This is a genomic window from Pseudomonas sp. P5_152 (assembly GCF_033989915.1).
Taxonomy (GTDB): Bacteria; Pseudomonadota; Gammaproteobacteria; order Pseudomonadales; family Pseudomonadaceae; genus Aquipseudomonas.
This window is the reverse complement of record NZ_JASFAH010000002.1, coordinates 3,657,708-3,681,190: the sequence shown is the minus strand read 5'-3', so window position 1 is coordinate 3,681,190 and position 23,483 is coordinate 3,657,708. Positions and strand designations below refer to the sequence as shown.

The 23,483-nt window shown below is 61.6% G+C and carries 18 protein-coding genes; 5 read left to right on the top strand and 13 right to left on the bottom strand.

Annotation, left to right across the window (positions count from 1 at the left end; all coding sequences use genetic code 11):
* Nucleotides 1-7: 7 nt before the first annotated feature.
* Entirely contained in the window at nt 8-1,498 is a 1,491-nt protein-coding gene (locus tag QMK50_RS16620; protein WP_166589851.1) for an aldehyde dehydrogenase family protein, read from the bottom strand.
* Nucleotides 1,499-1,662: 164 nt separating this feature from the next.
* Here QMK50_RS16620 and QMK50_RS16615 point away from each other — a divergent pair, with 164 nt between their 5' ends.
* The 3 genes from QMK50_RS16615 (at nt 1,663) to nadE (ending at nt 4,756) form a co-directional block, all read left to right on the top strand.
* Nucleotides 1,663-2,568, top strand: a complete 906-nt coding sequence (locus QMK50_RS16615; protein WP_159993467.1) for a LysR family transcriptional regulator — start codon at nt 1,663-1,665, stop codon at nt 2,566-2,568.
* Between the two features lie 129 nt (nt 2,569-2,697).
* A complete protein-coding gene (pncB, locus tag QMK50_RS16610; RefSeq protein ID WP_320333521.1) occupies nt 2,698-3,924 on the top strand; it encodes a nicotinate phosphoribosyltransferase in 1,227 nt (408 codons plus the stop codon).
* A 4-nt stretch (nt 3,925-3,928) separates the two neighbouring features.
* A complete protein-coding gene (nadE, locus tag QMK50_RS16605) occupies nt 3,929-4,756 on the top strand; it encodes an ammonia-dependent NAD(+) synthetase (protein WP_320333520.1) in 828 nt (275 codons plus the stop codon).
* Nucleotides 4,757-4,860: 104 nt separating this feature from the next.
* Here the strand turns inward: nadE and azu are convergent, their stop codons facing one another.
* Nucleotides 4,861-5,307: an azurin gene (gene azu, locus QMK50_RS16600; protein ID WP_095169555.1), complete on the bottom strand. Its 447-nt coding sequence runs from the start codon at nt 5,305-5,307 to the stop codon at nt 4,861-4,863.
* Nucleotides 5,308-5,650: 343 nt separating this feature from the next.
* Between azu and QMK50_RS16595 the strand changes: the two genes are divergently transcribed.
* The gene (locus tag QMK50_RS16595) at nt 5,651-6,238 is read left to right on the top strand and encodes a TIGR00730 family Rossman fold protein (protein WP_095169556.1); all 588 of its coding nucleotides are present in this window, start codon (nt 5,651-5,653) and stop codon (nt 6,236-6,238) included.
* Nucleotides 6,239-6,306: 68 nt separating this feature from the next.
* Nucleotides 6,307-6,498, top strand: a complete 192-nt coding sequence (locus QMK50_RS16590) for a hypothetical protein (RefSeq protein WP_095169557.1) — start codon at nt 6,307-6,309, stop codon at nt 6,496-6,498.
* Nucleotides 6,499-6,566: 68 nt separating this feature from the next.
* Here the strand turns inward: QMK50_RS16590 and QMK50_RS16585 are convergent, their stop codons facing one another.
* The 11 genes from QMK50_RS16585 to rnr form a co-directional block, all read right to left on the bottom strand.
* A complete protein-coding gene (locus tag QMK50_RS16585; RefSeq protein WP_159993463.1) occupies nt 6,567-7,460 on the bottom strand; it encodes a transglutaminase family protein in 894 nt (297 codons plus the stop codon).
* On the bottom strand, nt 7,457-9,943 hold the full coding sequence (locus QMK50_RS16580) for a circularly permuted type 2 ATP-grasp protein (RefSeq protein WP_320333519.1): 2,487 nt from the start codon (nt 9,941-9,943) through the stop codon (nt 7,457-7,459). Before QMK50_RS16580 ends, QMK50_RS16585 begins: the two co-directional genes overlap by 4 nt.
* Nucleotides 9,944-10,000: 57 nt before the next feature.
* The gene (locus QMK50_RS16575) at nt 10,001-13,291 is read right to left on the bottom strand and encodes a transglutaminase family protein (RefSeq protein ID WP_320333518.1); all 3,291 of its coding nucleotides are present in this window, start codon (nt 13,289-13,291) and stop codon (nt 10,001-10,003) included.
* A 363-nt stretch (nt 13,292-13,654) separates the two neighbouring features.
* Complete coding sequence (locus QMK50_RS16570) at nt 13,655-15,961, bottom strand: YgiQ family radical SAM protein (RefSeq protein WP_320333517.1); 2,307 nt, start codon at nt 15,959-15,961, stop codon at nt 13,655-13,657.
* 186 nt (nt 15,962-16,147) lie between these two features.
* A complete protein-coding gene (gene dnaB, locus QMK50_RS16565) occupies nt 16,148-17,542 on the bottom strand; it encodes a replicative DNA helicase (protein WP_017336265.1) in 1,395 nt (464 codons plus the stop codon).
* A 110-nt stretch (nt 17,543-17,652) separates the two neighbouring features.
* Entirely contained in the window at nt 17,653-18,099 is a 447-nt protein-coding gene (gene rplI, locus QMK50_RS16560; protein ID WP_095169562.1) for a 50S ribosomal protein L9, read from the bottom strand.
* Between the two features lie 19 nt (nt 18,100-18,118).
* Complete coding sequence (locus tag QMK50_RS16555) at nt 18,119-19,012, bottom strand: hypothetical protein (RefSeq protein WP_095169563.1); 894 nt, start codon at nt 19,010-19,012, stop codon at nt 18,119-18,121.
* Nucleotides 19,013-19,048: 36 nt separating this feature from the next.
* Entirely contained in the window at nt 19,049-19,279 is a 231-nt protein-coding gene (rpsR, locus tag QMK50_RS16550; RefSeq protein WP_002551829.1) for a 30S ribosomal protein S18, read from the bottom strand.
* A gap of 28 nt (nt 19,280-19,307) precedes the next feature.
* Complete coding sequence (gene rpsF / locus QMK50_RS16545; protein WP_003217491.1) at nt 19,308-19,730, bottom strand: 30S ribosomal protein S6; 423 nt, start codon at nt 19,728-19,730, stop codon at nt 19,308-19,310.
* A 314-nt stretch (nt 19,731-20,044) separates the two neighbouring features.
* Nucleotides 20,045-20,812 (bottom strand): 23S rRNA (guanosine(2251)-2'-O)-methyltransferase RlmB, encoded by a 768-nt coding sequence (gene rlmB / locus QMK50_RS16540; RefSeq protein WP_095169564.1) that lies wholly within the window; start codon nt 20,810-20,812, stop codon nt 20,045-20,047.
* Nucleotides 20,809-23,439, bottom strand: a complete 2,631-nt coding sequence (gene rnr, locus QMK50_RS16535; protein WP_159993455.1) for a ribonuclease R — start codon at nt 23,437-23,439, stop codon at nt 20,809-20,811. The genes rlmB and rnr overlap by 4 nt, the downstream gene beginning before the upstream one ends.
* Nucleotides 23,440-23,483: the final 44 nt, after the last annotated feature.

Sequence of the window (23,483 nt, the reverse complement as noted above, 5' to 3'; positions counted from 1 at the left end):
TGCAGTTTCAATCAAACGTAATGCCCTGGGCCAACGGCAGTTCCAGCGAGTAGTTGACGGTGTTGGTCTGGCGTCGCATGTAACCGCGCCACGCATCGGAGCCCGACTCGCGACCGCCGCCGGTTTCTTTCTCGCCGCCAAACGCGCCGCCGATTTCCGCACCGCTCGGGCCGATGTTGACGTTGGCGATCCCGCAGTCGCTGCCCACCGCCGACATGAACTGCTCGGCTTCACGTACGTCAGTGGTGAAGATGCACGACGACAGGCCTTGCGGTACAGCGTTGTTGAGGCGCAGCGCTTCGGCGAAGTCGTTATAGCCAACCACGTAGAGGATCGGCGCGAAGGTTTCGCTGCACACCACGTCGCTTTGCTCGGGCATTTCGACGATGGCTGGCGAGACGTAGTAGGCGTTGGGGAACTGCGACTCGAGCTGGCGCTTACCGCCGAATACTCGGCCGCCTTCACTCAGAGCCTGCTCCAGGGCGTCCTGCATGTTGTCGAAACTGTGTTTGTCGATCAGTGGCCCGACCAGGTTGCCTTCCAGCGGATGGCCAATGCGCACCTTGGAATAGGCGGCCTTGAGACGGGTGACGATCTCTTCCTTGACCGATTCGTGGGCAATCAGCCGGCGCAAGGTGGTGCAGCGCTGGCCAGCAGTGCCGACGGCACTGAACAGGATGGCCCGGACCGCCATGTCCAGGTCGGCGCTTGGGCCGAGGATCATCGCGTTGTTGCCACCGAGTTCGAGAATGCTGCGGGCGAAACGGGCGGCGATTTTTGGCGCCACTTCGCGGCCCATGCGGGTACTGCCGGTGGCACTGATCAGGGCTACGCGCGGGTCGTCCACCAGCGCTTCACCGGCATCGCGGCCGCCGATGATCACCTGGCTGAGGTAGGGCGGTGCATCACTGAAATTCTTCAGCACTCGTTCGAACAGCGCCTGGCAGGCCAGTGCGGTGAGTGGGGTTTTCTCCGACGGCTTCCAGATCACCGGGTTGCCGCACACCAGTGCCAGCGTGGTGTTCCAGGCCCAGACCGCGACCGGGAAGTTGAACGCACTGATCACCCCGACCACGCCCAGCGGATGCCAGGTTTCACGCATGTGGTGACCCGGGCGCTCGGAGGCGATGGTCAAGCCATAAAGTTGGCGGGACAACCCGACGGCGAAGTCGCAGATGTCGATCATTTCCTGCACTTCACCCAGACCTTCCTGAGTGATCTTGCCGGCTTCCCAGGACACCAACTCGCCCAGGTCGGCCTTGTATTCGCGCAGGACCTCACCGAACTGGCGCACCAGCTCACCGCGGCGCGGCGCTGGCACCTTGCGCCACAATTCGAATGCATGCTCGGCACGACTGACCTGCTGCTCGACTTCGGCGGCACCTTCCCAGTTCACCGAGGCAATCTGGCTGCCATCGACTGGTGAATGCACGGGCTGTTTGCCATTCTGGTACAGGGCCGGGTTTACCCCCAAACGATCAAGCAATGCGGCAACCATGGGTCACTCCTCAAGCAAAAAACGGAAAGTTCGCAGCCGCAGCAAGTCGGCTGATCAGGCCTGTAGTTGTAGCGCTACACAGACGAGCCAACAAACGACGATTAGGCGAGATATCATTCCGTTTATTCATGCAACGCGTTGCAACAAGAACAAAGGGACCACCCATGCTGAATAAACGCCACTTGCCATCGATCACTGCCCTGCAGTGCTTTGAAGCGGTCACCCGCCACCTGAGCTTCACCCGCGCCGCCGAAGAGTTGAACCTGACTCAGAGCGCAGTGAGCAAACAGGTGGCGCAACTGGAAGAGCTGTTGCAGCACCTGCTGTTTCGCCGGGTCCGGCGGCGCCTGCAAATGACCCCGGCTGGGGATCTGTACCTGGTTGAAGTCCGAAAAATCCTTACCCAGGTCGAAATGTCGACCCACTACCTGCGCTCCTACGGTGGCGAGACAGAAGTCTTGCGGGTGTCCACCCCGCCTACTTTTGGTGCCCGCTGGCTGGTGCCTCGCCTCAAGGGTTGGCGCCTGCGCCATCCGCAGATTCATCTGGACCTGTGCAGCGAACAGGAAGCCGACGACCTGCTGCAAGGCCGTGCCGACCTGGCGTTCTACTTCGGCCAGGGCTCTCGACCGGGCACCGAGTGCCTGAAGCTGTTCGGCGAAGAACTGGTCCCGGTGTGCGCGCCCGGCAGCCTGCCGGAGCACCCCTTCACGGACCCGACCCAGCTCACCGACCTGGTGTTGCTGCAAAATGCCTCGCGGCCCCAGGCCTGGCACGACTGGTTCGACAGCCAGGGTTACCAGACCGAACACAGCTACCACGGGCCACGCTTCGAGACGTTCTACATGTGCATCCGCGCCGCGCAAGTCGGCTGTGGCGTGGCCCTGTTGCCGCGTTTCCTGGTGGAAGAAGAACTGGCCGACGGCAAGCTGGTCATTCCCTGGCAGCATGCAATGCCCAGCAGTGACGCCTATTACCTGGCCTACCCGGAACACTCGGCGGAGGTGCCCAAGGTCCGGGATTTTGTGAAGTGGATGCTGGAGCAGATCGATACCCCGGCAGCCAACTGATGAGGGTCGCTCCAACAATGGATAGGCGTCGGCCAAAAAATCACTGGCAATCACCACTGCCGATATGCGCCACTACGCCCACTCAATGAAACTGCGTTAAAGGCTGCGGCCAGCCTGGAGATCCCCGTTATGAGCGAGAGTGTGTTTGCCGATCGCATCGTGCAGAACCTGCTCGACACCGACTTCTACAAGCTGACCATGATGCAGGCGGTGCTGCACAACTACCCTAACGTTGAAGTCGAATGGGAGTTTCGCTGCCGCAACAGCGAAGACCTGCGCCCTTACCTGGCGGAAATCCGTTTTCAGATCGAGCTCCTGGCCGAGTTGAGCCTGAGTGCCGACCAGTTGGGTTTCCTGGAGCGCATCAGCTTCATGAAGCCGGACTTCCTGCGTTTTCTCGGGCTGTTCCGCTTCAATCTGCGCTACATCCACACCGGCATCGAACAGGGCGAATTGTTCATCCGCCTGCGCGGGCCATGGCTGCATGTGATTTTGTTCGAGGTGCCGTTGCTGGCGATTGTCAGCGAGGTGCGCAACCGCTATCGCTACCGCGAAGTGGTGCTCGAGCAAGCCCGCGAGCAGCTGTATCGCAAGTTCGACTGGCTGAGTGCCAACGCCAGCAGCGAGGAGTTGTCCGAGTTGCAGGTCGCGGATTTCGGCACCCGTCGCCGGTTTTCCTACCGGGTCCAGGAAGAAGTGGTCAACGTGCTCAAGCACGACTTCCCGGGGCGCTTCGTCGGCACCAGCAACGTGCACCTGTCCCGGGAAATCGACATGAAACCGCTGGGCACCATGGCCCACGAGTGGATCATGGCCCACCAGCAACTCGGCCCAAGGCTGATCGACAGCCAGAGCGCCGCCCTCGATTGCTGGGTCCGCGAATACCGTGGCCTGCTCGGCATTGCCCTGACCGACTGCATCACCACCGATGCATTCCTCAACGACTTCGACCTGTACTTCGCCAAGCTGTTCGACGGCCTGCGCCACGACTCCGGGGACCCGATCCTGTGGGCGGAAAAAGCCATCGCCCACTATCACAAGCTCGGCATCGAGCCGATGAGCAAGACCCTGGTGTTCTCCGACAGCCTGACGCTGCCCCGCTCGCTGGAGATCTTCCGGGCGTTGCGCGGGCGGATCAATGTCAGCTTTGGCATCGGAACCAACCTGACCTGTGACATTCCCGGTGTCGAACCCATGAGCATCGTGCTTAAAATGGCCGCCTGCAACGGCCAGCCCGTCGCCAAGATTTCCGACGAGCCTGGCAAGACCCACTGCAAGGATCCGAATTTCGTCGCCTATTTGCGACATGTGTTTCAAGTACCTGCCGCCCTATCTGGCAATTCAAGCAAGGAGTGAATTCATGCAAGCCGTACAGCGTGAGATTGCTGAACAGCTCAAGGTCCAACCGCCCTTCGCCGACCAGGCTGCCCTGGAAGCGGAAATCGTGCGGCGGATCGCTTTCATCCAGGACTGCCTGGTCAATTCCGGGCTCAAGAGCCTGGTGCTGGGCATCAGTGGTGGCGTCGACTCGCTGACCGCAGGCCTGCTGGCCCAACGCGCCATGCGTGAACTGCGCGAGCGCAGCGGTGATGCGGGCTACAAATTCATCGCCGTGCGCCTGCCGTACGAAACCCAGTTCGATGAACACGAAGCCCAGGCGTCGGTGGACTTCATCGCACCCGATGAGCGCCACACGGTCAACATCGGTCCGGCGGTCAAGGCACTGGCCAGTGAGGTCGCGGCCTTTGAAGGCAAACATGCGGTGTCGGTGGATTTCGTGCTGGGCAATACCAAGGCCCGCATGCGCATGGTCGCCCAGTACACCATCGCCGGCGCCGCCCACGGCCTGGTGATTGGCACTGACCACGCCGCCGAAGCGGTGATGGGCTTTTTCACCAAGTTCGGTGACGGCGCCTGTGACCTCGCGCCCCTCAGCGGCCTGGTGAAAAACCAGGTACGGGCCATCGCCCGACACTTCGGCGCGCCTGAGTCACTGGTGGAAAAAGTCCCTACCGCCGACCTCGAGGACCTGTCGCCGGGTAAACCGGACGAAGCCTCCCATGGCGTCACCTACACCGAGATCGATGCCTTCCTGCACGGTGAGCCGGTGCGTGAAGAAGCATTCCGGATCATTTGTGACACCTATAGAAAGACCCATCACAAGCGGGTGATGCCGTTTGCTCCGTGATTGACCAAGGGGTCTGTGGCGCGGCCATCGCGAGCAGGCTCGCGATAAATGCCAGGCACAAAAAAAGCGTCCCGGCGGGACGCTTTTTTATGGGCGCTATAGGCTTACTTCAGGGTAATGGTGCCTTTCATCATCGAGATGTGGCCAGGGAACGAGCAGAAGAAGCCGTATTTTTGCGCAGCGTCGAGTTTCGACACGTCAAAGGTCACGGAGTCTTTCTCGCCAGCACCGATGATCTTGGTGTGGGCGATCACGCGGGTATCGCCTTCCTTGAGGTAGTTCTTGTCGATGCCGGCTGCCAGGCCATCGGTGGCGATCGGCTGCATGTCAGCTTCAGTGCTGATCACCAGGTTGTGGCCCATGACGTTCTTCGGCAGGCTGCCGGAGTGGGTCAGCTCGACGGTGAATGTTTTGCAGCTCTTGTCGATTTCAATGGCCTTGGTGTTGAAGGACATCTGGTCAGTGGAATCAACGGTGACCTTGCATTCGGCAGCCATCAGTTGGCTGCTAGCCAGTGTCAGCAGGGATACCGCAACAAGTTTGGCAAACATGGTGAATCTCCAAGGCAGGGTTAAAAAATCCATATCTTGTAAAGACTGCCTGAAATTTCCGGAAGTTCCTATGACCTGAATCAAGAATTGTATACAACTTTCGAGCTATGACACTCATCGAAACAATCTACCAGCCAGACAGCCCGCGCCAGCCTAAGATCGGTCCATTGTTCCCGCCAATGGAGTGTCCGTCATGTCCCTCAATAGCCTGTTGTGCAGTTTGCTCGCCGCCTACGCCTGTGGTGCCAGTGGCACATTTGATGAGGCCCGCCGCGCGGATTAATCTTGGAGCAACCCGGTGCCAGCCATTACTCTGCGCTCGTCACTGATCACGGAGGAAGGCATGTCTTTAACATCTGTTTGTGTGTTTTGCGGCGCCAGCACCGGTACCGACCCGGCCTATCGAGAGGCCGCGATTGCCCTGGGCCAGGAACTGGCTCGGCGCAAGCTGACGCTGGTGTACGGCGGTGGCGCGGTCGGCTTGATGGGGATTGTTGCCGACGCCGCACTGGCGGCCGGTGGCGAAGTGATCGGAATCATTCCCGAAAGCCTGAAAAACAAGGAAATCGGCCACAACGGCCTGACTCGCCTGGAAGTGGTCGACGGCATGCACGCCCGCAAGGCGCGCATGGCAGAACTGAGCGACGCCTTTATCGCCCTGCCCGGCGGCCTGGGCACCTTCGAGGAACTGTTCGAAGTCTGGACCTGGGGCCAGCTCGGCTACCACGGCAAACCGCTGGGTCTGCTGGAGGTGAATGGTTTCTACAGCAAACTCACTGCATTTCTTGATCATGTCGTCGGTGAAGGCTTCGTTCGCGGCCAGCACCGTGACATGCTGCAAACGAGCGAATCGCCGCAGGATCTGCTGGATGCACTGGATGCCTGGCAGCCGGTGGTCAGCCCCAAATGGGACGGGCAAAAACCCGATTAACCCTTGGTCCCGGTTTAAAGGCAGAATACGCGCCGCTCAACCTCACCTTCGACCCCAGAGGATCGCCCATGGCTAAACCTAATTACTCCTTCGCCAAGCGTCAAAGAGACTTGGCCAAAGAGCAGAAGAAAGAGGAAAAGTTGCAACGCAAGAAAGCGGCTGCCGATGAAGAGGCCGGCGCACTGAACCAGGATGCAGAAGGCGAAGTGACTGCCGAAGACGCTGTAGAAACACCGAAAGAGCAGGCGCCAGACGCCTGAGCCCCACCGGACAGTGTCCCGCCTATCTTCTGTAGGAGCTGGCCAGCCAGCTCCTACGGCGGACCGCGCTAGTCCATCGGCAAGACCGTCACCCGTACTTCCGGGTCATGGCTGCCGCCCCCCAGAATCACCCCACGCAACGGCGACACATCGGAAAAATCCCGGCCCCAGGCCAGGGTGATGTGCTCCAGCGCCGGCTGGACATTGTTGGTCGGATCAAAATCCACCCACCCCACTACCGGACAAAACACCGACACCCAGGCATGGGACGCATCGGCGCCGATCAGCCGCGCCTGCCCGGGAGGTGGTTGCGTCAGCAGATAGCCACTGACGTAACGCGCGGCCAATCCCCTGGAACGCACACACGCCAGCATCAGGTGCGCAAAGTCCTGGCACACCCCCCGCCGCCGCTCCAGCACCTCCACCAGCGGAGTTGCGACCTGCGTGGCCTCGGCGTCGAAGGTGAACTCGCTGAAGATCTTCTGCATCAACGCCTGTACCCCCAGCATCAGCGGCCGCCCCGGCGCAAAACAGCTTTCGGAGAATTCGACGAAGGGGCTCTTCAAGTGCACATACGGCGACTCGAAGCGATAACGACACGCCTGCAGCACCTGGTCGGCGACTGACTGGCCACTGTAGGTCAGCGCACTGCGGGTCGCCTCCCAGGCCGGCGACTGCTGGAAGTCGGGCAATGCCCGGGCCAGCACCTCGACCGTCAGCCGGGCATTGACCTGCAACTCATCGTGGGGTCGCTCGAATGCCAGGCGGGTCAGCGGGTTGCCGAACACGTCCAGCTCATCGCGACGGGTCGTCGGTGATGGGCTGATCAGCAACTGCTGCTCGGTGCAGCGCTGCCAGGCACAGGGCCGCGGCCACAAATGGGCCAACTGCTGGGCCAGGGAAACCGGGCTGTCGTAGCGATAATGGGTGTCGTGGAGAATCTGATAGCGGGCACTTTTCACACGGACACCGTACGTTGGCTGACATCGTCGACATGGGCGAAATGCCGCAAGGCCAGGCGATCGGACACCTGGTTGCTGACATCGGCGACCTCCTGCAGCAAGTCCGCCAGGCCATCGAGGGCGGCGCGCACACTGCTGTCACCGAAAAGCGGGTTTTCCAGGCAGCCAAGGTCAAACCCGGCCAGGCGCTCCACCAACAGTGGCAAGGCCGCCTCGGCAGGCGCAGCGAAGTCGTGGTTCAAGCGCTTCAGGGAGCGGCTCACCAGTTTCAACTGGAACAACACCGCATGGGGGTTCTGTTCATCGAGCAACAACAGGTCCAGCACCGGGATCAACTGCGCCACGGCCAGGTAACGGGAGCGGTAGGTGATGCTGCTGTTACCCAATTCGAGCAACCATTCCAGGCCCGCCTGATCGAACGCCCCGGCGCCACGCAGAAAGCCCGCAAGGCTGCTGCTCAAGAACTGCAAACGCTCGATGCGCCGGCCGATCATCAAGAAGCGCCAGCCTTCGTCGCGGGTCATGTCGTCCAGGGCAAACCCTGACAACGCGGCCAGCGACATCACCAGGCGGTTGAGAAAATCCAGCAACTCGCCAAAATCCGCGGCCTCGGTCGAAAGCGCCATGGCTTCGCGCTGCAACTCCACCAACGCCTGCCAGTTCTCGCGCGACAGCTTGCCGCGCACCTGGGACGCCGCCCACTGCAAGCGCTGCAGGTTGGCGCGCAGGCTGAACGACCAGTCGGCACCGAGCAAGGCGGCGAGCAGGCGCTCGGGCAACTCGCCCTCCTCGGGCAGCAGCATCAGGCTTTCCCCCAGCTCGACAGCCGCTTGCAGGGCCTGCGGATCGTCGCCGTCGACATAACGCGCAAGCATGATGCGCAGCAAACGCGCGCTGTCATCGCAGCGCTCGCAATAACGGCCGAACCAGAACAGGTTTTCCACCACCCGCGACGGCAGGTACGGATCGCGCCGCACCAGGTCGTGCACGCCGAGGGTTCGCTGGGCTTTCCATTGTTCGCCGACGGGGGCTCGCTCGCCCAGCACCCAGGTGTCTTTGCTCGCACCGCCACGCTGCATCGAGACCACTTCGGCATCCGCCTCGGCGGCCACCCGGGTCAGGCCACCGGGCAATACCCGATAGCCGTCGCGACTGGCCACCGCATACACCCGCATACCGATGGCCCGTGGCTGCAACTGGCCGGTTTCGGCCTGCCACACTGGCGCCTGGGACAGCTGGGCCAATTCTTGCGCCACATAGGCATAGGGTCGCGCACGGATGCGTTGTATCAGATCAAGCCGCTGTTTTTCACTCAAGTCGCGGCCAAACACCGGGATAAAACTCTGCGAGGGAAAGGCCGGCTTGATCAGCAGCTCGGGAAGCTTCTCCAAGGCTTGCTCCAGCACCGGCGGTTCGCCGCACCACCAAGTGGCAATGGACGGCAGGAGCAGTTCCTCACCGAACAGGTATTGATTGATCTTCGGTAGAAACCCCAACAGGCCTGGCGATTCCAAAACACCGCTGCCCAGGGCGTTGGCCACCAGCACCCGGCCCTGGCGCACCGCATCGAGCAATCCTGGAACGCCGAGGGCCGAGTCGGTGCGCAGCTCCAACGGGTCGCAGAAGTCATCATCGAGCCGGCGCATGATCGCGTGGACCCGGCGCAGGCCACTCAGGGTCTTGAGGTAGACGGTGGCATCCCGCACCGTCAAGTCACCGCCCTCGACCAGCGGATAACCCAGTTGGCGGGCCAGGTACAGGTGCTCGAAATAGCTCTCGTTGAATCGCCCGGGGGTCAACAGCACCACCAGCGGCACTTCCTCGGCGCTGGGTGCCTGGCGGGCCAGGGTTTCCTGCAGGGTCCGGAAGAACCCCGCCAGGTGTTGCACCTGCAGGTCGCGGTAGAGTTCGGGAAACGCGCGGGACACGATGGTGCGGTTTTCCAGCGCATAACCGGCGCCAGACGGTGCCTGGGTGCGGTCCGCGGTGACCCACCAGCGCCCGTCGGGGGTGCGCGCCAGGTCCACTGCATACAGGTGCAGGAAGGTGCCGGCAGGCGGCTGGATCCCCTGGCACGGCCACAGGAAATTGTTATGGCCAAACACCAGTTCCGCCGGCAGCAGGCCCTCGGCAATCAGGCGCTGCGGGCCATACAGATCCGCCAGCACCGCGTTGAGCAGCCGTGCACGCTGGGCGATACCGGCCGACAGGTGCTGCCACTCCTCGGCGGCGATCACGTGGGGCAACAGGTCCAGCTCCCAGGGGCGGTCGGCACCCTTGGGGTCGGCGTAGACATTGTAAGTGACGCCGTTTTCCTGGATCTGTCGCGCCAGCAACGCCTGGCGCTGTACCAATTGTGCAGGCGAACTGCGCTGCACCTGCTCGAACAGGCGCCGCCAATGCGTGCGCACGGCGCCGCTGTCGTCGAGCAGTTCGTGATAGGTGCCCGCCGTGAGCGGGTAACGGTCTAGCAGGTCAGGCATGGAACGCTCGGCAGGCTCAGGAAAAAATCAGGTTAGCGCATAACTATGGCAGGTCTGTTATTGGCTGGCCTGCGCAAACCGGCGCAAATCCAGGGTCATGGGCAACTCATCATTGATAGTCAGGGTCGGGACCTGAAGGGGTCCCGGGCTGTGGCCAAGCCGGAAAAACCGCGCCATGCGCCGGCTCTCGGCTTCGTTGGCGTTGACCGGCAGGCTGTCGTAGTTGCGCCCTCCCGGATGGGCAACGTGGTATTGGCAGCCCCCCAGGGAGCGCTGCATCCAGGTGTCGAGCAGGTCGAACACCAAGGGCGCATGCACCCCGATGGTTGGCTGCAGGCAGTTGGCGGGCTGCCAGGCGCGGAACCGCACGCCGGCGACAAACTCGCCGACCCGACCGGTCGGCTGCAGCGGCACCGCAACCCCATTGCAGGTCAGCACATAGCGCTGCGCAGCCAGCCCCGTGAGCTTGACCTGCAGGCGTTCCAGGGACGAGTCGACATAACGCACCGTACCTCCCGTTGCGCCCTCCTCGCCCAGCACATGCCAGGGCTCCAGCGCCTGGCGCAGCTCCAGTTCGATGCCGCTGACCGCATAATCGCCGACCTTGGGAAAACGGAACTCCAGGTGGGCGGCGAACCATTCGGCGCGCAACGCATACCCGGCGGCGTTGAGATCCACCAGCACATCGGCAAAGTCCTGCTCGATAAAGTGCGGCAGCAGGAACCGGTCATGCAGCTCCGTCCCCCAGCGCGCCAGCTTGGCCGGCGCATAGGGCTCGCGCCAGAAGCGCGCCACCAGGGCCCGCAGCAACAGTTGCTGGACCAGGCTCATACGCGCATGGGGCGGCATCTCGAAGGCCCGCAACTCCAGCAGGCCCAAACGCCCGGTCGCACCGTCCGGCGAATAGAGTTTGTCGATACAGAACTCGGCGCGGTGGGTGTTGCCGGTGACATCGATCAACAGGTTGCGTAGCAGGCGATCCACCAGCCAGGGAGCGCAGGCCTCACCCGGCGGCGGCATTTGCGCGAAGGCGATTTCCAGCTCGTACAAGGCGTCGTTGCGCGCCTCGTCGACCCGCGGCGCCTGGGACGTCGGGCCGATGAACAGGCCGGAAAACAGGTAGGACAAGGACGGGTGGTTGTGCCAGTAGCTGATCAGGCTGCGCAGCAGGTCCGGACGCCGCAGAAAGGGTGAGTCGGCCGGAGTCGCGCCTCCCAGTACAAAATGGTTACCGCCGCCGGTGCCGGTGTGGCGGCCGTCGATCATGAATTTTTCGCTGGTCAGGCGGGTCTGGCGGGCTTCCTCGTAAAGGAACTCGGTGCGCTCCACCAGCTCATCCCAAGTGGCGGACGGCTGCACGTTGACCTCGATCACGCCTGGGTCCGGGGTCACCCGGAAATTGCTCAGGCGCGGATCACTGGGCGGTTCATAACCCTCCAGCAACACTGGGCAATGCAGTTCCTGGGCGGTGGCCTCGATGGCGCTGACCAGCTCCAGGTAATCCTCGAGCCGCGCAAGCGGCGGCATGAACAGGTACAAGCGCCCTTCCCGAGCCTCGGCGCAGAACGCGGTGCGGGTCAGCCAGTCGGCCGACTCGTCGAGTGCCGGCACGCGCTCCTCGGCCTCTGCGGGCGTAGCGTGGACCGCCAGTTGCGCGGTGCCCGGCAGTGCTGGGAAGTCCTGGTTGGGGTCCTGCGGGTGAATGAACGGATACTCCGCGGCTTTTACCCAAGGCTGGGAACCCAGTGGCAATCGATAGCCCAGGGGGGAATCGCCGGGGATCAACCGACAATGCTCATCGCGCAGGTACCAGCGCCCGCTTTGCCACTGGTCGCCCTGGGGGGTGCGCGCCAGCGGCAGGACCTGGCCAATCACCTTGTCCAGGCCCTGGCTGAAGACCTTGCGCAGCCGCGCACGCTCCAGCGGCTCGTCCAGGCGCGGGTCTTCGGCGCTGACGTTCAGCGGCAAGTTGCCTTCGCGCCACAGGTAATAGAAATGATCTTCGTAAGCCGGGAATACAAAACGCGCAGGCAATTTCAAGCGCTCGGCGACACTCGCCAGAAAACGCCCGGCCAGCGCACCATCCGCACCGTAGTCCTGCTGCTCATCGGCGATCAACGCACTGTTGTGCCAGACCGGTACGCCATCACGCCGCCAGTAGCAGTTCAGCGACCAGCGCGGCAGTTGTTCGCCGGGGTACCACTTGCCCTGGCCGAAATGCACCAGGCCTTTGGGCGCGTAATGCTTGCGCAGGCGCTGGAACAGCTCGGCAGATAGCCGACGTTTGTCCGGGCCGAGCGCGGCGGTGTTCCATTCGGCGCCATCCGGGTCGTCGATCGAAACGAAGGTCGGCTCGCCGCCCATGGTCAGCCGCACATCGCCGGCCAGCAGGTCGCCGTCGATCTGCCGGCCCAGGGTCTGGATGGCCTGCCACTGCTCCTCGGTGTAGGGCTTGGTGACCCGGGGCGCTTCCCAGATCCGCTCCACCGACATTTCATGGCTGAATTCACACTCACAGGGTTCGACCAAGCCGCTGATCGGGGCCGCAGAGGACGGATCGGGACTACAGGCCAACGGAATGTGTCCTTCACCGGCAAACAGCCCAGAGGTGGCGTCCAGGCCGATCCAGCCCGCACCCGGCAGGTAGACCTCGCACCAGGCGTGCAGGTCGGTGAAATCCACTTCGGTGCCGGACGGCCCGTCGAGGCTCTTCACGTCCGCCGTGAGCTGGATCAGGTACCCCGAGACAAAACGCGCTGCCAGCCCGAGGTTGCGCAGCAGCTGCACCAGCAACCAGGCCGAGTCGCGGCATGAACCGGATGCGTGCTCCAGGGTGTATTCCGGGGTCTGGACCCCGGGTTCCATGCGGATCAGGTAACCGATGTCTTCGCTCAGGCGCTGGTTGAGGGCCACCAGGAAATCCACGGCCGGCAGCGGCGTGCGCTCGATACCCTGCAGATAAGCCTTGAGCCTGGGGGTCAGCGGCAGGGTTTCGAGGTACGGCGCCAGTTCCTTGCGCTCATCCGCGGCGTAGGCGAACGGGATGTACTCGGCGTAGGGCTCGAGGAAAAAATCGAACGGGTTGAACACCGCCATTTCGGCCAGCAAGTCGACTTCGATGCGCAGTTGCTCAGTCTTTTCCGGGAACACCAAGCGCGCCAGGTAGTTGCCCTGGGGGTCTTGCTGCCAGTTGATGAAGTGCTGCTCGGGCAACACTTTCAGCGAATAAGAGAGGATCCGCGTGCGGCTATGGGCCGCCGGGCGCAGGCGCACGATCTGCGGGCCGAGTTCGACGGCGCGGTCGTAGCGGTAGTGCGTGACGTGGTGCAATGCGACATGAATCGACACGGCGTGCCTCCTGCGAGCCTAAAGCGTACCGGGCACCGCGCAAGACTTATGCCATACAGCAGCGCTGGCGCTTTCTCCGGTTGCTTGAGGCAGTACAGCACCAAAATCGGGCGCTGCAGGAAAATGGTTTGGCGCAGGTGCACGTAAATGTGGCGATCCGTCAGAAATTGGTTGGCAGTTCCGGCCTCTTCGCGGGCAAGCCCGCTCCCACAAGGATCGCTGCGAATGCAATAAAGCAGACAACCTCCAACACTGTGGAAGCGGGCTTGCCCGCGATGAGGCCAGCAGCTCCAGTACATTTCCCAAGCCTGAAATGCAGAACGCCAACCCGAAGGTTGGCGTTCTGTTCAGCGGGGGCGCGGCTTAGCGCGGCACAACCGGCTTGCGCGCAGGTTTCGGGCCCTTGCCTTTGGCCGCATCCTTACGCTCCTTGGCCGCCTGCTGGTTACGGGCGAACGCCGCAGCCTTGGCCTGTTCACGCTTGTCCCACGGATTGCCACCATCACTGGCACGCGGCGGCAGGCCGGTATGCTGGGTGAGGATCTTGGTGGTCTTTTCCGTCGCCGCCACTTTATGGCTGCCAGCCGGCGTCGAGTTCTTGCGACGGGCACTCTGGTAGCTGTCGCTAGCCGGCTGGTGCAGCGGAATCAACTGGTTCTTGCCCGGCCCGATCAGGTCGGCGCGGCCCATGCGGGTCAGCGCTTCACGCAGCATTGGCCAGCCTTTCGGGTCGTGGTAACGCAAGAACGCCTTGTGCAGGCGACGCTGCTCCTCGCTCTTGACGATGGTCACGCCGTCGCTCTTGTAGGTGACCTTGCGCAGCGGGTTCTTGCCCGAGTGGTACATGGCGGTGGCCGTGGCCATCGGCGACGGGTAGAACGCCTGTACCTGGTCGGCGCGGAATCCGTTGCCCTTGAGCCACAGGGCCAGGTTCATCATGTCTTCGTCGGTGGTGCCCGGGTGGGCCGCGATGAAGTACGGAATCAGGTACTGCTCCTTGCCCGCTTCCTTGGTGTACTTCTCGAACATGCGCTTGAACTTGTCATAGCTGCCGATGCCCGGTTTCATCATCTGGTTGAGCGGACCTTCCTCGGTGTGTTCCGGGGCGATCTTCAGGTAACCACCGACGTGGTGGGTCACCAGTTCCTTGACGTACTCAGGCGACTCGACCGCCAGGTCGTAACGCAGGCCCGAGGCGATCAGGATCTTCTTCACACCCGGCAAGGCGCGTGCGCTGCGATACAGCTGGATCAGCGACGAGTGGTCGGTATTGAGGTTCGGGCAGATGCCCGGGAACACGCAGGATGGCTTGCGGCACGCGGATTCGATTTCCGGGCTCTTGCAGGCGATGCGGTACATGTTCGCGGTCGGCCCGCCAAGGTCGGAAATGACCCCGGTGAAACCCGGCACTTTGTCGCGGATCTCTTCGATTTCGCGAATGATCGACTCTTCGGAACGGTTCTGGATGATCCGGCCTTCGTGCTCGGTAATCGAGCAGAAGGTGCAGCCACCGAAGCAGCCGCGCATGATGTTGACCGAGAAGCGGATCATGTCGTAGGCCGGGATCTTCTCCTTGCCGTACGCCGGGTGCGGGACACGGGCGTAGGGCATGCCGAACACGTAGTCCATTTCTTCGGTGGTCATCGGAATCGGCGGCGGGTTGAACCAGACGTCGACTTCGCCATGCTTCTGCACCAGCGCACGGGCGTTGCCCGGGTTGGTTTCCAGGTGCAATACCCGGTTGGCGTGGGCGTAGAGCACCGCGTCACCACGGACTTTTTCCACCGATGGCAGGCGAATCACGGTCTTGTCGCGGGTCATGCGCGGGCTGGCCAGGATCTGCACGACTTTAGCTTCGCTCGGATCCTCGACGGGCCCTTTTTCCTGCTCGATGGCGCAGGCTTGGGTGTCCTGGGTGTTGACGTACGGGTTGATGATCTTGTCGACCTTGCCCGGACGGTCGATGCGCGTGGAGTCGACTTCGTACCAGCCTGCAGGCGTGTCACGACGAATGAACGCGGTACCGCGCACGTCGGTGATGTCTTCGATCCTGTGTCCGTAGGACAGGCGCTGGGCGACTTCGACAATGGCCCGCTCGGCGTTGCCGTATAGCAGGATGTCGGCGCAGGCGTCGATCAGGATCGAGTTGCGCACCCGGTCCTGCCAGTAATCGTAGTGGGCGATGCGGCGCAGGGAAGCTTCGATGCCACCGAGCACGATCGGCACGTTCTTGTAGGCTTCCTTGCAGCGCTGGCTGTACACCAGGCTTGCGCGATCCGGACGTTTGCCGGCCATGCCACCTGGGGTGTAGGCGTCGTCGGAACGGATCTTCTTGTCGGCGGTGTAGCGGTTGATCATCGAGTCCATGTTGCCGGCCGCGACACCGAAGAACAGGTTCGGCTCGCCGAGCTTCATGAAATCGTCTTTGGACTGCCAGTTCGGCTGGGCAATGATCCCGACGCGAAAGCCCTGGGACTCCAGCAGCCGGCCGATGATGGCCATGCCGAACGATGGGTGGTCGACGTACGCATCACCGGTAACGATGATGATGTCGCAGGAATCCCAGCCAAGCTGATCCATCTCCTCCCTGCTCATCGGCAGGAATGGCGCAGGACCGAAACATTCGGCCCAGTACTTGGGATAGTCAAATAACGGCTTGGCTGTTTGCATGACGGTGACCGGTGTTGAGATGAAAAATCGCGGGCGCGGAATATAGCACAAATTTTGACCAATTCCGACGGTTATGGTCGGAAATTACGGCGACCCAATCGCGGGCAAGCCCGCTCCCACAGGGATCACACTAACCCTGTGGGAGCGGGCTTGCCCGCGATGAGGCCCTTTCAGGCACTACACAACTTACTCGTCGTCGAAATTGTAGCTGCCCGGCGCGAGGTTTTCGAAGCGCGTGTACTTGCCGATGAACGCCAGTCGTGAGGTGCCGATCGGGCCGTTACGCTGCTTGCCGATGATGATTTCGGCGATGCCCTTGTGCTCGGTTTCCGGGTGATACACCTCGTCCCGGTAAACGAACATGATCACGTCGGCATCCTGCTCGATCGCTCCGGACTCCCGCAAGTCGGAGTTGATTGGCCGTTTGTTCGGTCGTTGCTCCAGGGAGCGGTTGAGCTGGGACAACGCCACTACCGGGCAGTTGAATTCCTTGGCCAGGGCCTTCAAGGAACGGGATATCTCGGAAATCTCGTTGGTCCGGTTGTCGCCACCCGACCCCGGGATCTGCATCAGCTGCAGGTAGTCGATCATGATCAGCGCGACGTCACCGTGCTCACGCACCAGTCGGCGGGTCCGCGCGCGCATTTCCGAAGGGCTGATACCGGCCGTATCGTCGATGAACAGCTTGCGGTCGTTGAGCAGGTTGACCGCCGAGGTCAGGCGCGGCCAATCGTCGTCGTCCAGGCGACCGGCCCGGACCTTGGTCTGGTCGATACGGCCCAGGGACGACAACATACGCATGATCAGCGATTCGCCTGGCATCTCGAGGGAGTAGACCAGTACGCACTTGTCGCTGCGCAACACGGCGTTTTCCACCAGGTTCATCGCAAAGGTGGTTTTACCCATGGACGGACGGCCAGCGACGATGATCAAGTCAGCCGGTTGCAGGCCGCTGGTTTTCTCGTCGAGGTCGGTGTAGCCGGTGGACAGGCCGGTGATGGCGTTGTCAGTGTTGAACAGGGTGTCGATGCGATCGATGGCCTTGGTCAGCAGGTCATTCACGCTCACCGGGCCGCCGGTTTTAGGCCGGGCCTCGGCGATCTGGAAGATCTGCCGTTCGGCTTCGTCGAGAATCTCTTCAGCCGTACGCCCTTCGGGGTTGAAGGCGCTGTCGGCAATTTCGGTGGCGATGCCGATCAACTGCCGCAATGTTGCCCGGGCACGAACGATCTGGGCGTAGGCCTTGATGTTGGCGACCGACGGGGTGTTTTTCGCCAGCTCACCCAGATAACCGAGGCCGCCCACCTGGGAGGTCTGGCCTTCCTTGTCGAGCTGTTCGGCGAGGGTCACCACGTCGATCGGCGAATTCTGGTCCGCCAGCTTGGCAATCGCACGGAAAATCAGGCGGTGGTCATGACGATAGAAATCACCGTCCGAGACCTGATCGAGCACGCGTTCCCAGGCGTTGTTGTCCAGCATCAGACCACCGAGTACAGCCTGTTCGGCCTCGATGGAATGGGGCGGCACTTTCAACGCGGCGGTTTGCAGATCGTATTGCTCAGGAGCGGAGATATCGTTCATGGCCACTTGGAATTAGGGGATCGTAGAAAAACAAAAGGCACGACCTGTAAACAGGATCGTGCCCGATGTTAACTGGCTGACACGCGAGGTGCCAGTCAGTTAGGTGCTGCTTAAGCTGCTACCACGACAACGCGTACGGTGGCTTCAACTTCAGCGTGCAGGTGCACGGCTACGTCGAATTCACCTACGTTGCGGATGGTGCCGTTCGGCAGACGAACTTCGCTTTTTGCAACTTCAACGCCAGAGGCGGTCAGTGCATCAGCGATGTCGTGAGTACCGATCGAACCGAACAGCTTGCCTTCGTCACCGGCGGTGGCAGTGATAGTCACTTCCAGCTCAGCCAGTTGGGCAGCGCGGCTTTCAGCCGAAGCTTTTTTGTCTGCAGCCAGTTTTTCCAGCTCAGCACGACGCTCTTCGAACGCAGCCAGGTTGGCAGCGGTCGCAGCGGTAGCTTTGCCGTAAGGCAGCAGGTAGTTACGGCCGTAACCAGCCTTAACGTTCACTTTGTCGCCCAGGTTGCCCAGGTTGGCGACTTTTTCCAGAAGGATCAGTTGCATGTGAAAATCCTCTTAACTTTTAACCTTCACCGTTCGCGTTATCGACGTCTTTCGGCGTCAAACGACCGCGAAAATCAATCAGGCTGTCGACAATGGCCAGGACCACCAGCAACGGATAGATCAGCTGCATAAACAGCAACAGCGTTACGTACAACCCCACCAGCCAAAACTTGGCCAGTCGCTTTTCAGCCACCAGCCCATGAATCAAGGCCAGCCCGGCGAACACCAGCGGTACGCTGCACAACGGCGTCAACATGGCCATCTGGGTACCGAAGTTCGGCCCCAGAAGCATGCACGCCAGCAGCAACATCGCCGGCCCCAGCGGGATTCGGATGGCGCGAAACTCGCGACCAAAACCACCGGGGTTGTACAACAACGCCTGCCAGTAGCGCCCGACAATCAGGCTCAGCACACTGACGATTTGCAACAAGGCCGCTATCAGGCCAGTCAGGACCGGTGCAATCAGGGCGGCGAGACGCGCTCGCTCCTCTACCGACAATTGCTGGTAGAGGTCACCGAGGGCCAGCGGCAGGATCTTGACCAGTTCCTGTGCCAGCATCTCGATGTGGGGACGGTAAACCGCACCCAGCACCACCGAAAACACCACTCCCATCGCTACGCTGACCAGCAGCGTGCGGTTCCAGGACTCACTTGCGCGTAAAACCAACGCAAGGCCCGAAGATCCCAGCAGCACCATGAGTGCCCGTGGATCATCGGAATACAGCCACCAAATCAAGGCTGGCAGCATCCCCAGAGCAAGGACGCCCAAGGCGTCCTTCAATCCGCGCCGCAGCAGCACCAGGCTCCCTGCGGCAGCACCCAACCAATACAACAACGGCAATGCCGCGCATCCGGCCACTACGAGAGTGGCCTGCATACGGCCGCGCATGATGAACTCAGCTATGGCACGCATGCATTCAATCCCTTACTACGTGTCGACTGCCCGGTCTCAGCGGCCGTGGCTGTCGGTGTAGGCCAGCAGGGCCAGGAAGCGGGCGCGCTTGATAGCGGTGGCCAGCTGACGCTGATAACGTGCTTTGGTACCGGTGATGCGGCTTGGAACGATTTTGCCGGTCTCGGATACGTAGGCTTTCAGAGTGTTGAGATCTTTGTAATCGATCTCTTTCACGTCTTCAGCGGTGAAGCGGCAGAATTTACGACGACGGAAGAAACGTGCCATTTGATAGGCTCCTTAAAAGGTCCGTGGATTACTCGTCAGCGTTATCGCTGTTGTCGCTGTCATCACTATCAGCGCTTTCGGCGCCTTCGTGCTCAGGACGGTCGCGACGCTCACGGCGCTCACTGCGGTTTTCTTCAGCCTTGAGCATCTCGGATTGGCCGGTAACGGCTTCTTCGCGACGGATGACCAGGTTACGGATCACTGCATCGTTGTAGCGGAAGTTGTCTTCCAGCTCGGCCAGGGCCTTGCCAGTGCACTCAACGTTCAGCATCACGTAGTGAGCCTTGTGAACATTGTTGATTGCGTAGGCCAGTTGACGACGGCCCCAATCTTCCAGACGGTGGATTTTGCCGCCGTCTTCTTCGATCAGCTTGGTGTAACGCTCAACCATGCCGCCGACTTGCTCGCTTTGATCCGGGTGGACCAAAAAGATGATTTCGTAATGACGCATGAATGCTCCTTACGGGTTGTAGCCTGCCGCTCAAAAGCGGTCAGACAAGGAGTGAATGACACTTATGGACTTGCTTGCGATAGACACATGCGTGCCTGCCGTCACAGCAAGGGGCGCAATTGTAGAGAAGGGACAGGAGAGGTGCAAGGTTATTGGTGAATATTTGAACAGTTCGTTCGCATGCGCATTTGCGCGACACCACAAACCCCTGTAGGAGCGAGCTTGCTCGCGATGAGGGCACAACATTCAACATTGATGCCGAATGTTGCACCGCTATCGCGAGCAAGCTCGCTCCTACAGGGAACACAACCGGGTCAGGACTTTTTGCCGGTCCCGGCAGCCTTGACGCTGCGCTGACGCTGGGCTTCGAACAGGCAGACACCTGTGGCCACGGACACGTTGAGGCTGCTGACGCTGCCGGTCATCGGCAAGTGCACCAGGTAGTCGCACAGGTCACGGGTCAGGCGACGCATGCCGCTGCCTTCGGCGCCCATGATCAGGATCGTCGGGCCGGTCATGTCCTGCTGATACAGGCTCTGCTCGGCTTCGCCCGCCGTTCCGACCACCCACAAGCCACGCTGCTTGAGTTTTTCCAGGGTGCGCGCCAGGTTGGTCACGGCCACCAACGGAATCACTTCCGCGGCGCCACAGGCTACTTTTCGTACAGTCGGGGTCAGGGTCGCTGACTTGTCCTTCGGCACGATCACCGCCAGCGCACCGGCCGCATCGGCCGAACGCAGGCAGGCACCGAGGTTGTGCGGGTCGGTCACACCGTCGAGCACCAGCAACAGCGGTGCGCCTTCGGTACGGTCCAACAGCTCGTCGAGCATGGCCTCACCCCAGACCTGGCTCGGACTGACATCCGCAACCACGCCCTGGTGCACGCCCTCGACCCAGGCATCCAGCTCACGACGCTCGGCCTGGCCGACCGCAACGCGGTTTTCGCTGGCCAGCTCGATCAGCGTCTGCACCCGCGGATCGCTGCGGCCTTCGGCCAGCCAGATCTGCTTGACGCGTTTCGGGTGGTGACGCAGCAATGCTTCTACCGCATGCACGCCGTAGATTTTTTCCAACTGACTCATGACTTGGCCTTAGGTTTACGTGCCCCGCCGCTTTTGGCTGGAGCCGAGCCCGCTTTTGGCGGACCCTTACGGTGTTTACTCGGTTTGGCTGGCTTGCCGCCGGTGGCCTTTTCAGGCGCCGACCGTCCGGTCTTTCCCCCAGACGCCGCTTTACCACCGCTTTTCGCTTCGGCCAGCAACGCCTGTTTCATTTCCCGACTCTTGCGCACTTCGGCGTTTTTCGCCGCGGCATCGCTTGGGCGGTAGGCTTCGGCAGCCTTTTCCTTGGCAGGACCACGACGACCGGTTTTCGCCGGCGCTGGTTCTGCGGCGGTCTTGGCAGCCGGAGCGGCGGTTTCGCTGCCGCGCTTCTTGCGGCCGATCGGTGCGCTGATGGTTTTTTCCGCCATCTCGAAGTCGATCTTGCGCTCGTCCAGATCAACCCGCATCACGCGCACTTCGACGGTGTCGCCGAGGCGGAAGCTGCGACCGGTACGTTCACCGGCCAGGCGGTGGTGCACAGGGTCGAAGTGGTAGTAGTCGCCCGGCAACGCGGTGACATGGACCAGGCCTTCGACATAGATATCGGTCAGCTCGACGAACAGGCCAAAACCGGTCACGGCGGTGATCACACCCGGGAACGACTCGCCCACGCGATCTTTCATGAACTCGCACTTGAGCCAGTTCACCACGTCGCGAGTGGCTTCGTCGGCGCGGCGCTCGCTCATCGAGCACTGCTCGCCGAGTTGCTCCAGCGTCGCTTCGTCGTACGGATAGATACGCGCCTTCGGAATACTCATCGCGCCAGCACGCTTGACGTGCGGGGTGTTCATCTTCGAATGGATGACACTGCGAATCGCCCGGTGCGTGAGCAGGTCCGGGTAGCGGCGGATCGGCGAGGTGAAGTGGGTATAGGCTTCGTAATTCAGGCCGAAGTGGCCCTGATTGTCCGCGCTGTACACCGCCTGGCTCAACGAACGCAGCATGACCGTCTGGATCAGGTGGAAATCCGGGCGATCCTTGATACCGGCCAGCAAGGCCTGATAGTCCTTCGGCGACGGACCATCCTTGCCTTTGTGCAGGGACAGGCCGAGCTCGCCGAGGAAGGCGCGCAGTTTTTCCAGGCGTTCCGGTGGCGGGCCATCGTGAACACGGTACAACGCAGGAATCTCGTGCTTCTTGAGGAACTCGGCGGTAGCCACGTTGGCCGCCAGCATGCATTCCTCGATCAGCTTGTGCGCGTCGTTACGCACAGTCGGGCGGATTTCCGCGATCTTGCGCTCGGAACCGAAGATGATCCGGGTTTCCTGGGTTTCGAAATCGATCGCACCACGCACGTGACGAGCGGCCAGCAACACTTTGTACAGCGAGTAGAGCTGCTTGAGGTGTGGCAGGACGTCGTTGTACTCGCCGCGCAGTTGACGCGCCTCGGAGAGTTTCGGCGTTTCCAGCATCGCGCTGACCTTGTTGTAGGTCAGGCGGGCGTGGGAGTGGATCACCGCTTCGTAGAAGCAGTAGTCGGTCATTTCGCCGGACTTGGAGATGGTCATCTCGCAAACCATGGCCAGGCGATCGACGTGCGGATTCAGCGAGCACAGGCCGTTGGACAGCTGCTCGGGCAGCATTGGGATCACGCGCTCGGGGAAGTACACCGAGTTGCCGCGAACCTGGGACTCGTTATCCAGGGCCGAGCCGATCTTCACGTAGCTGGAAACGTCGGCAATCGCCACGTACAACTTCCAGCCGCCGGAGAACAGGCGCAGCTTGCCTGGCTTGGACTCGCAGTAGACGGCGTCATCGAAGTCGCGGGCATCTTCGCCGTCGATGGTGACGAACGGCAGATGGCGCAGGTCGATGCGTTTCTCTTTGTCCTTCTCTTCGACTTCCGGCTTGAGCTTGGCCGCTTCCTTGAGGACCGCTTCCGGCCAGACGTGAGGAATGTCGTAGGTACGCAGGGCGACATCGATTTCCATGCCCGGCGCCATGTAGTTACCCACTACCTCGACCACGTCGCCTTGCGGCTGGAAGCGTGGGGTTGGCCAGTGGGTAATCTTTACTTCAACGAATTGACCGACCTTCGCGTTCGCGTTGCGGCCCGGAGTCACCAGCACTTCCTGCTGGATCTTCGGGTTGTCAGCGACGACAAAGCCGATGCCGCCTTCTTCGAAGTAGCGGCCGACGATGGTTTCGTGAGCACGCGACACCACTTCGACGATCATGCCTTCGCGACGCCCGCGACGATCCAGGCCAGACACGCGCGCCAGGGCACGGTCGCCGTCGAACACCAGGCGCATTTGCGCCGGGCTCATGAACAGGTCGTCACTGCCGTCGTCCGGCACCAGGAAGCCGAAGCCGTCACGGTGACCGCTGATGCGGCCAAGGATCAGGTCGAGCTTGTCCACCGGTGCGTAAGTACCACGACGGGTGTAGATCAGTTGAGCGTCGCGCTCCATGGCGCGCAGGCGGCGGCGCAGGGCTTCGACCTGGTCTTCTGTGGTCAGACCAAACTCTTCGACCAGTTGCTCGCGGTTAGCAGGCGAACCTCGATCAGCAAGGTGCTGAAGGATCAGTTCGCGGCTAGGAATAGGGTTTTCATATTTTTCCGCTTCACGAGCGGCCTCGGGATCGAGGGACTGCCAATCGGCCATTAGAGAGTTTTCACCTTGTCTATATGCGGGTTAGTTTGGCATAG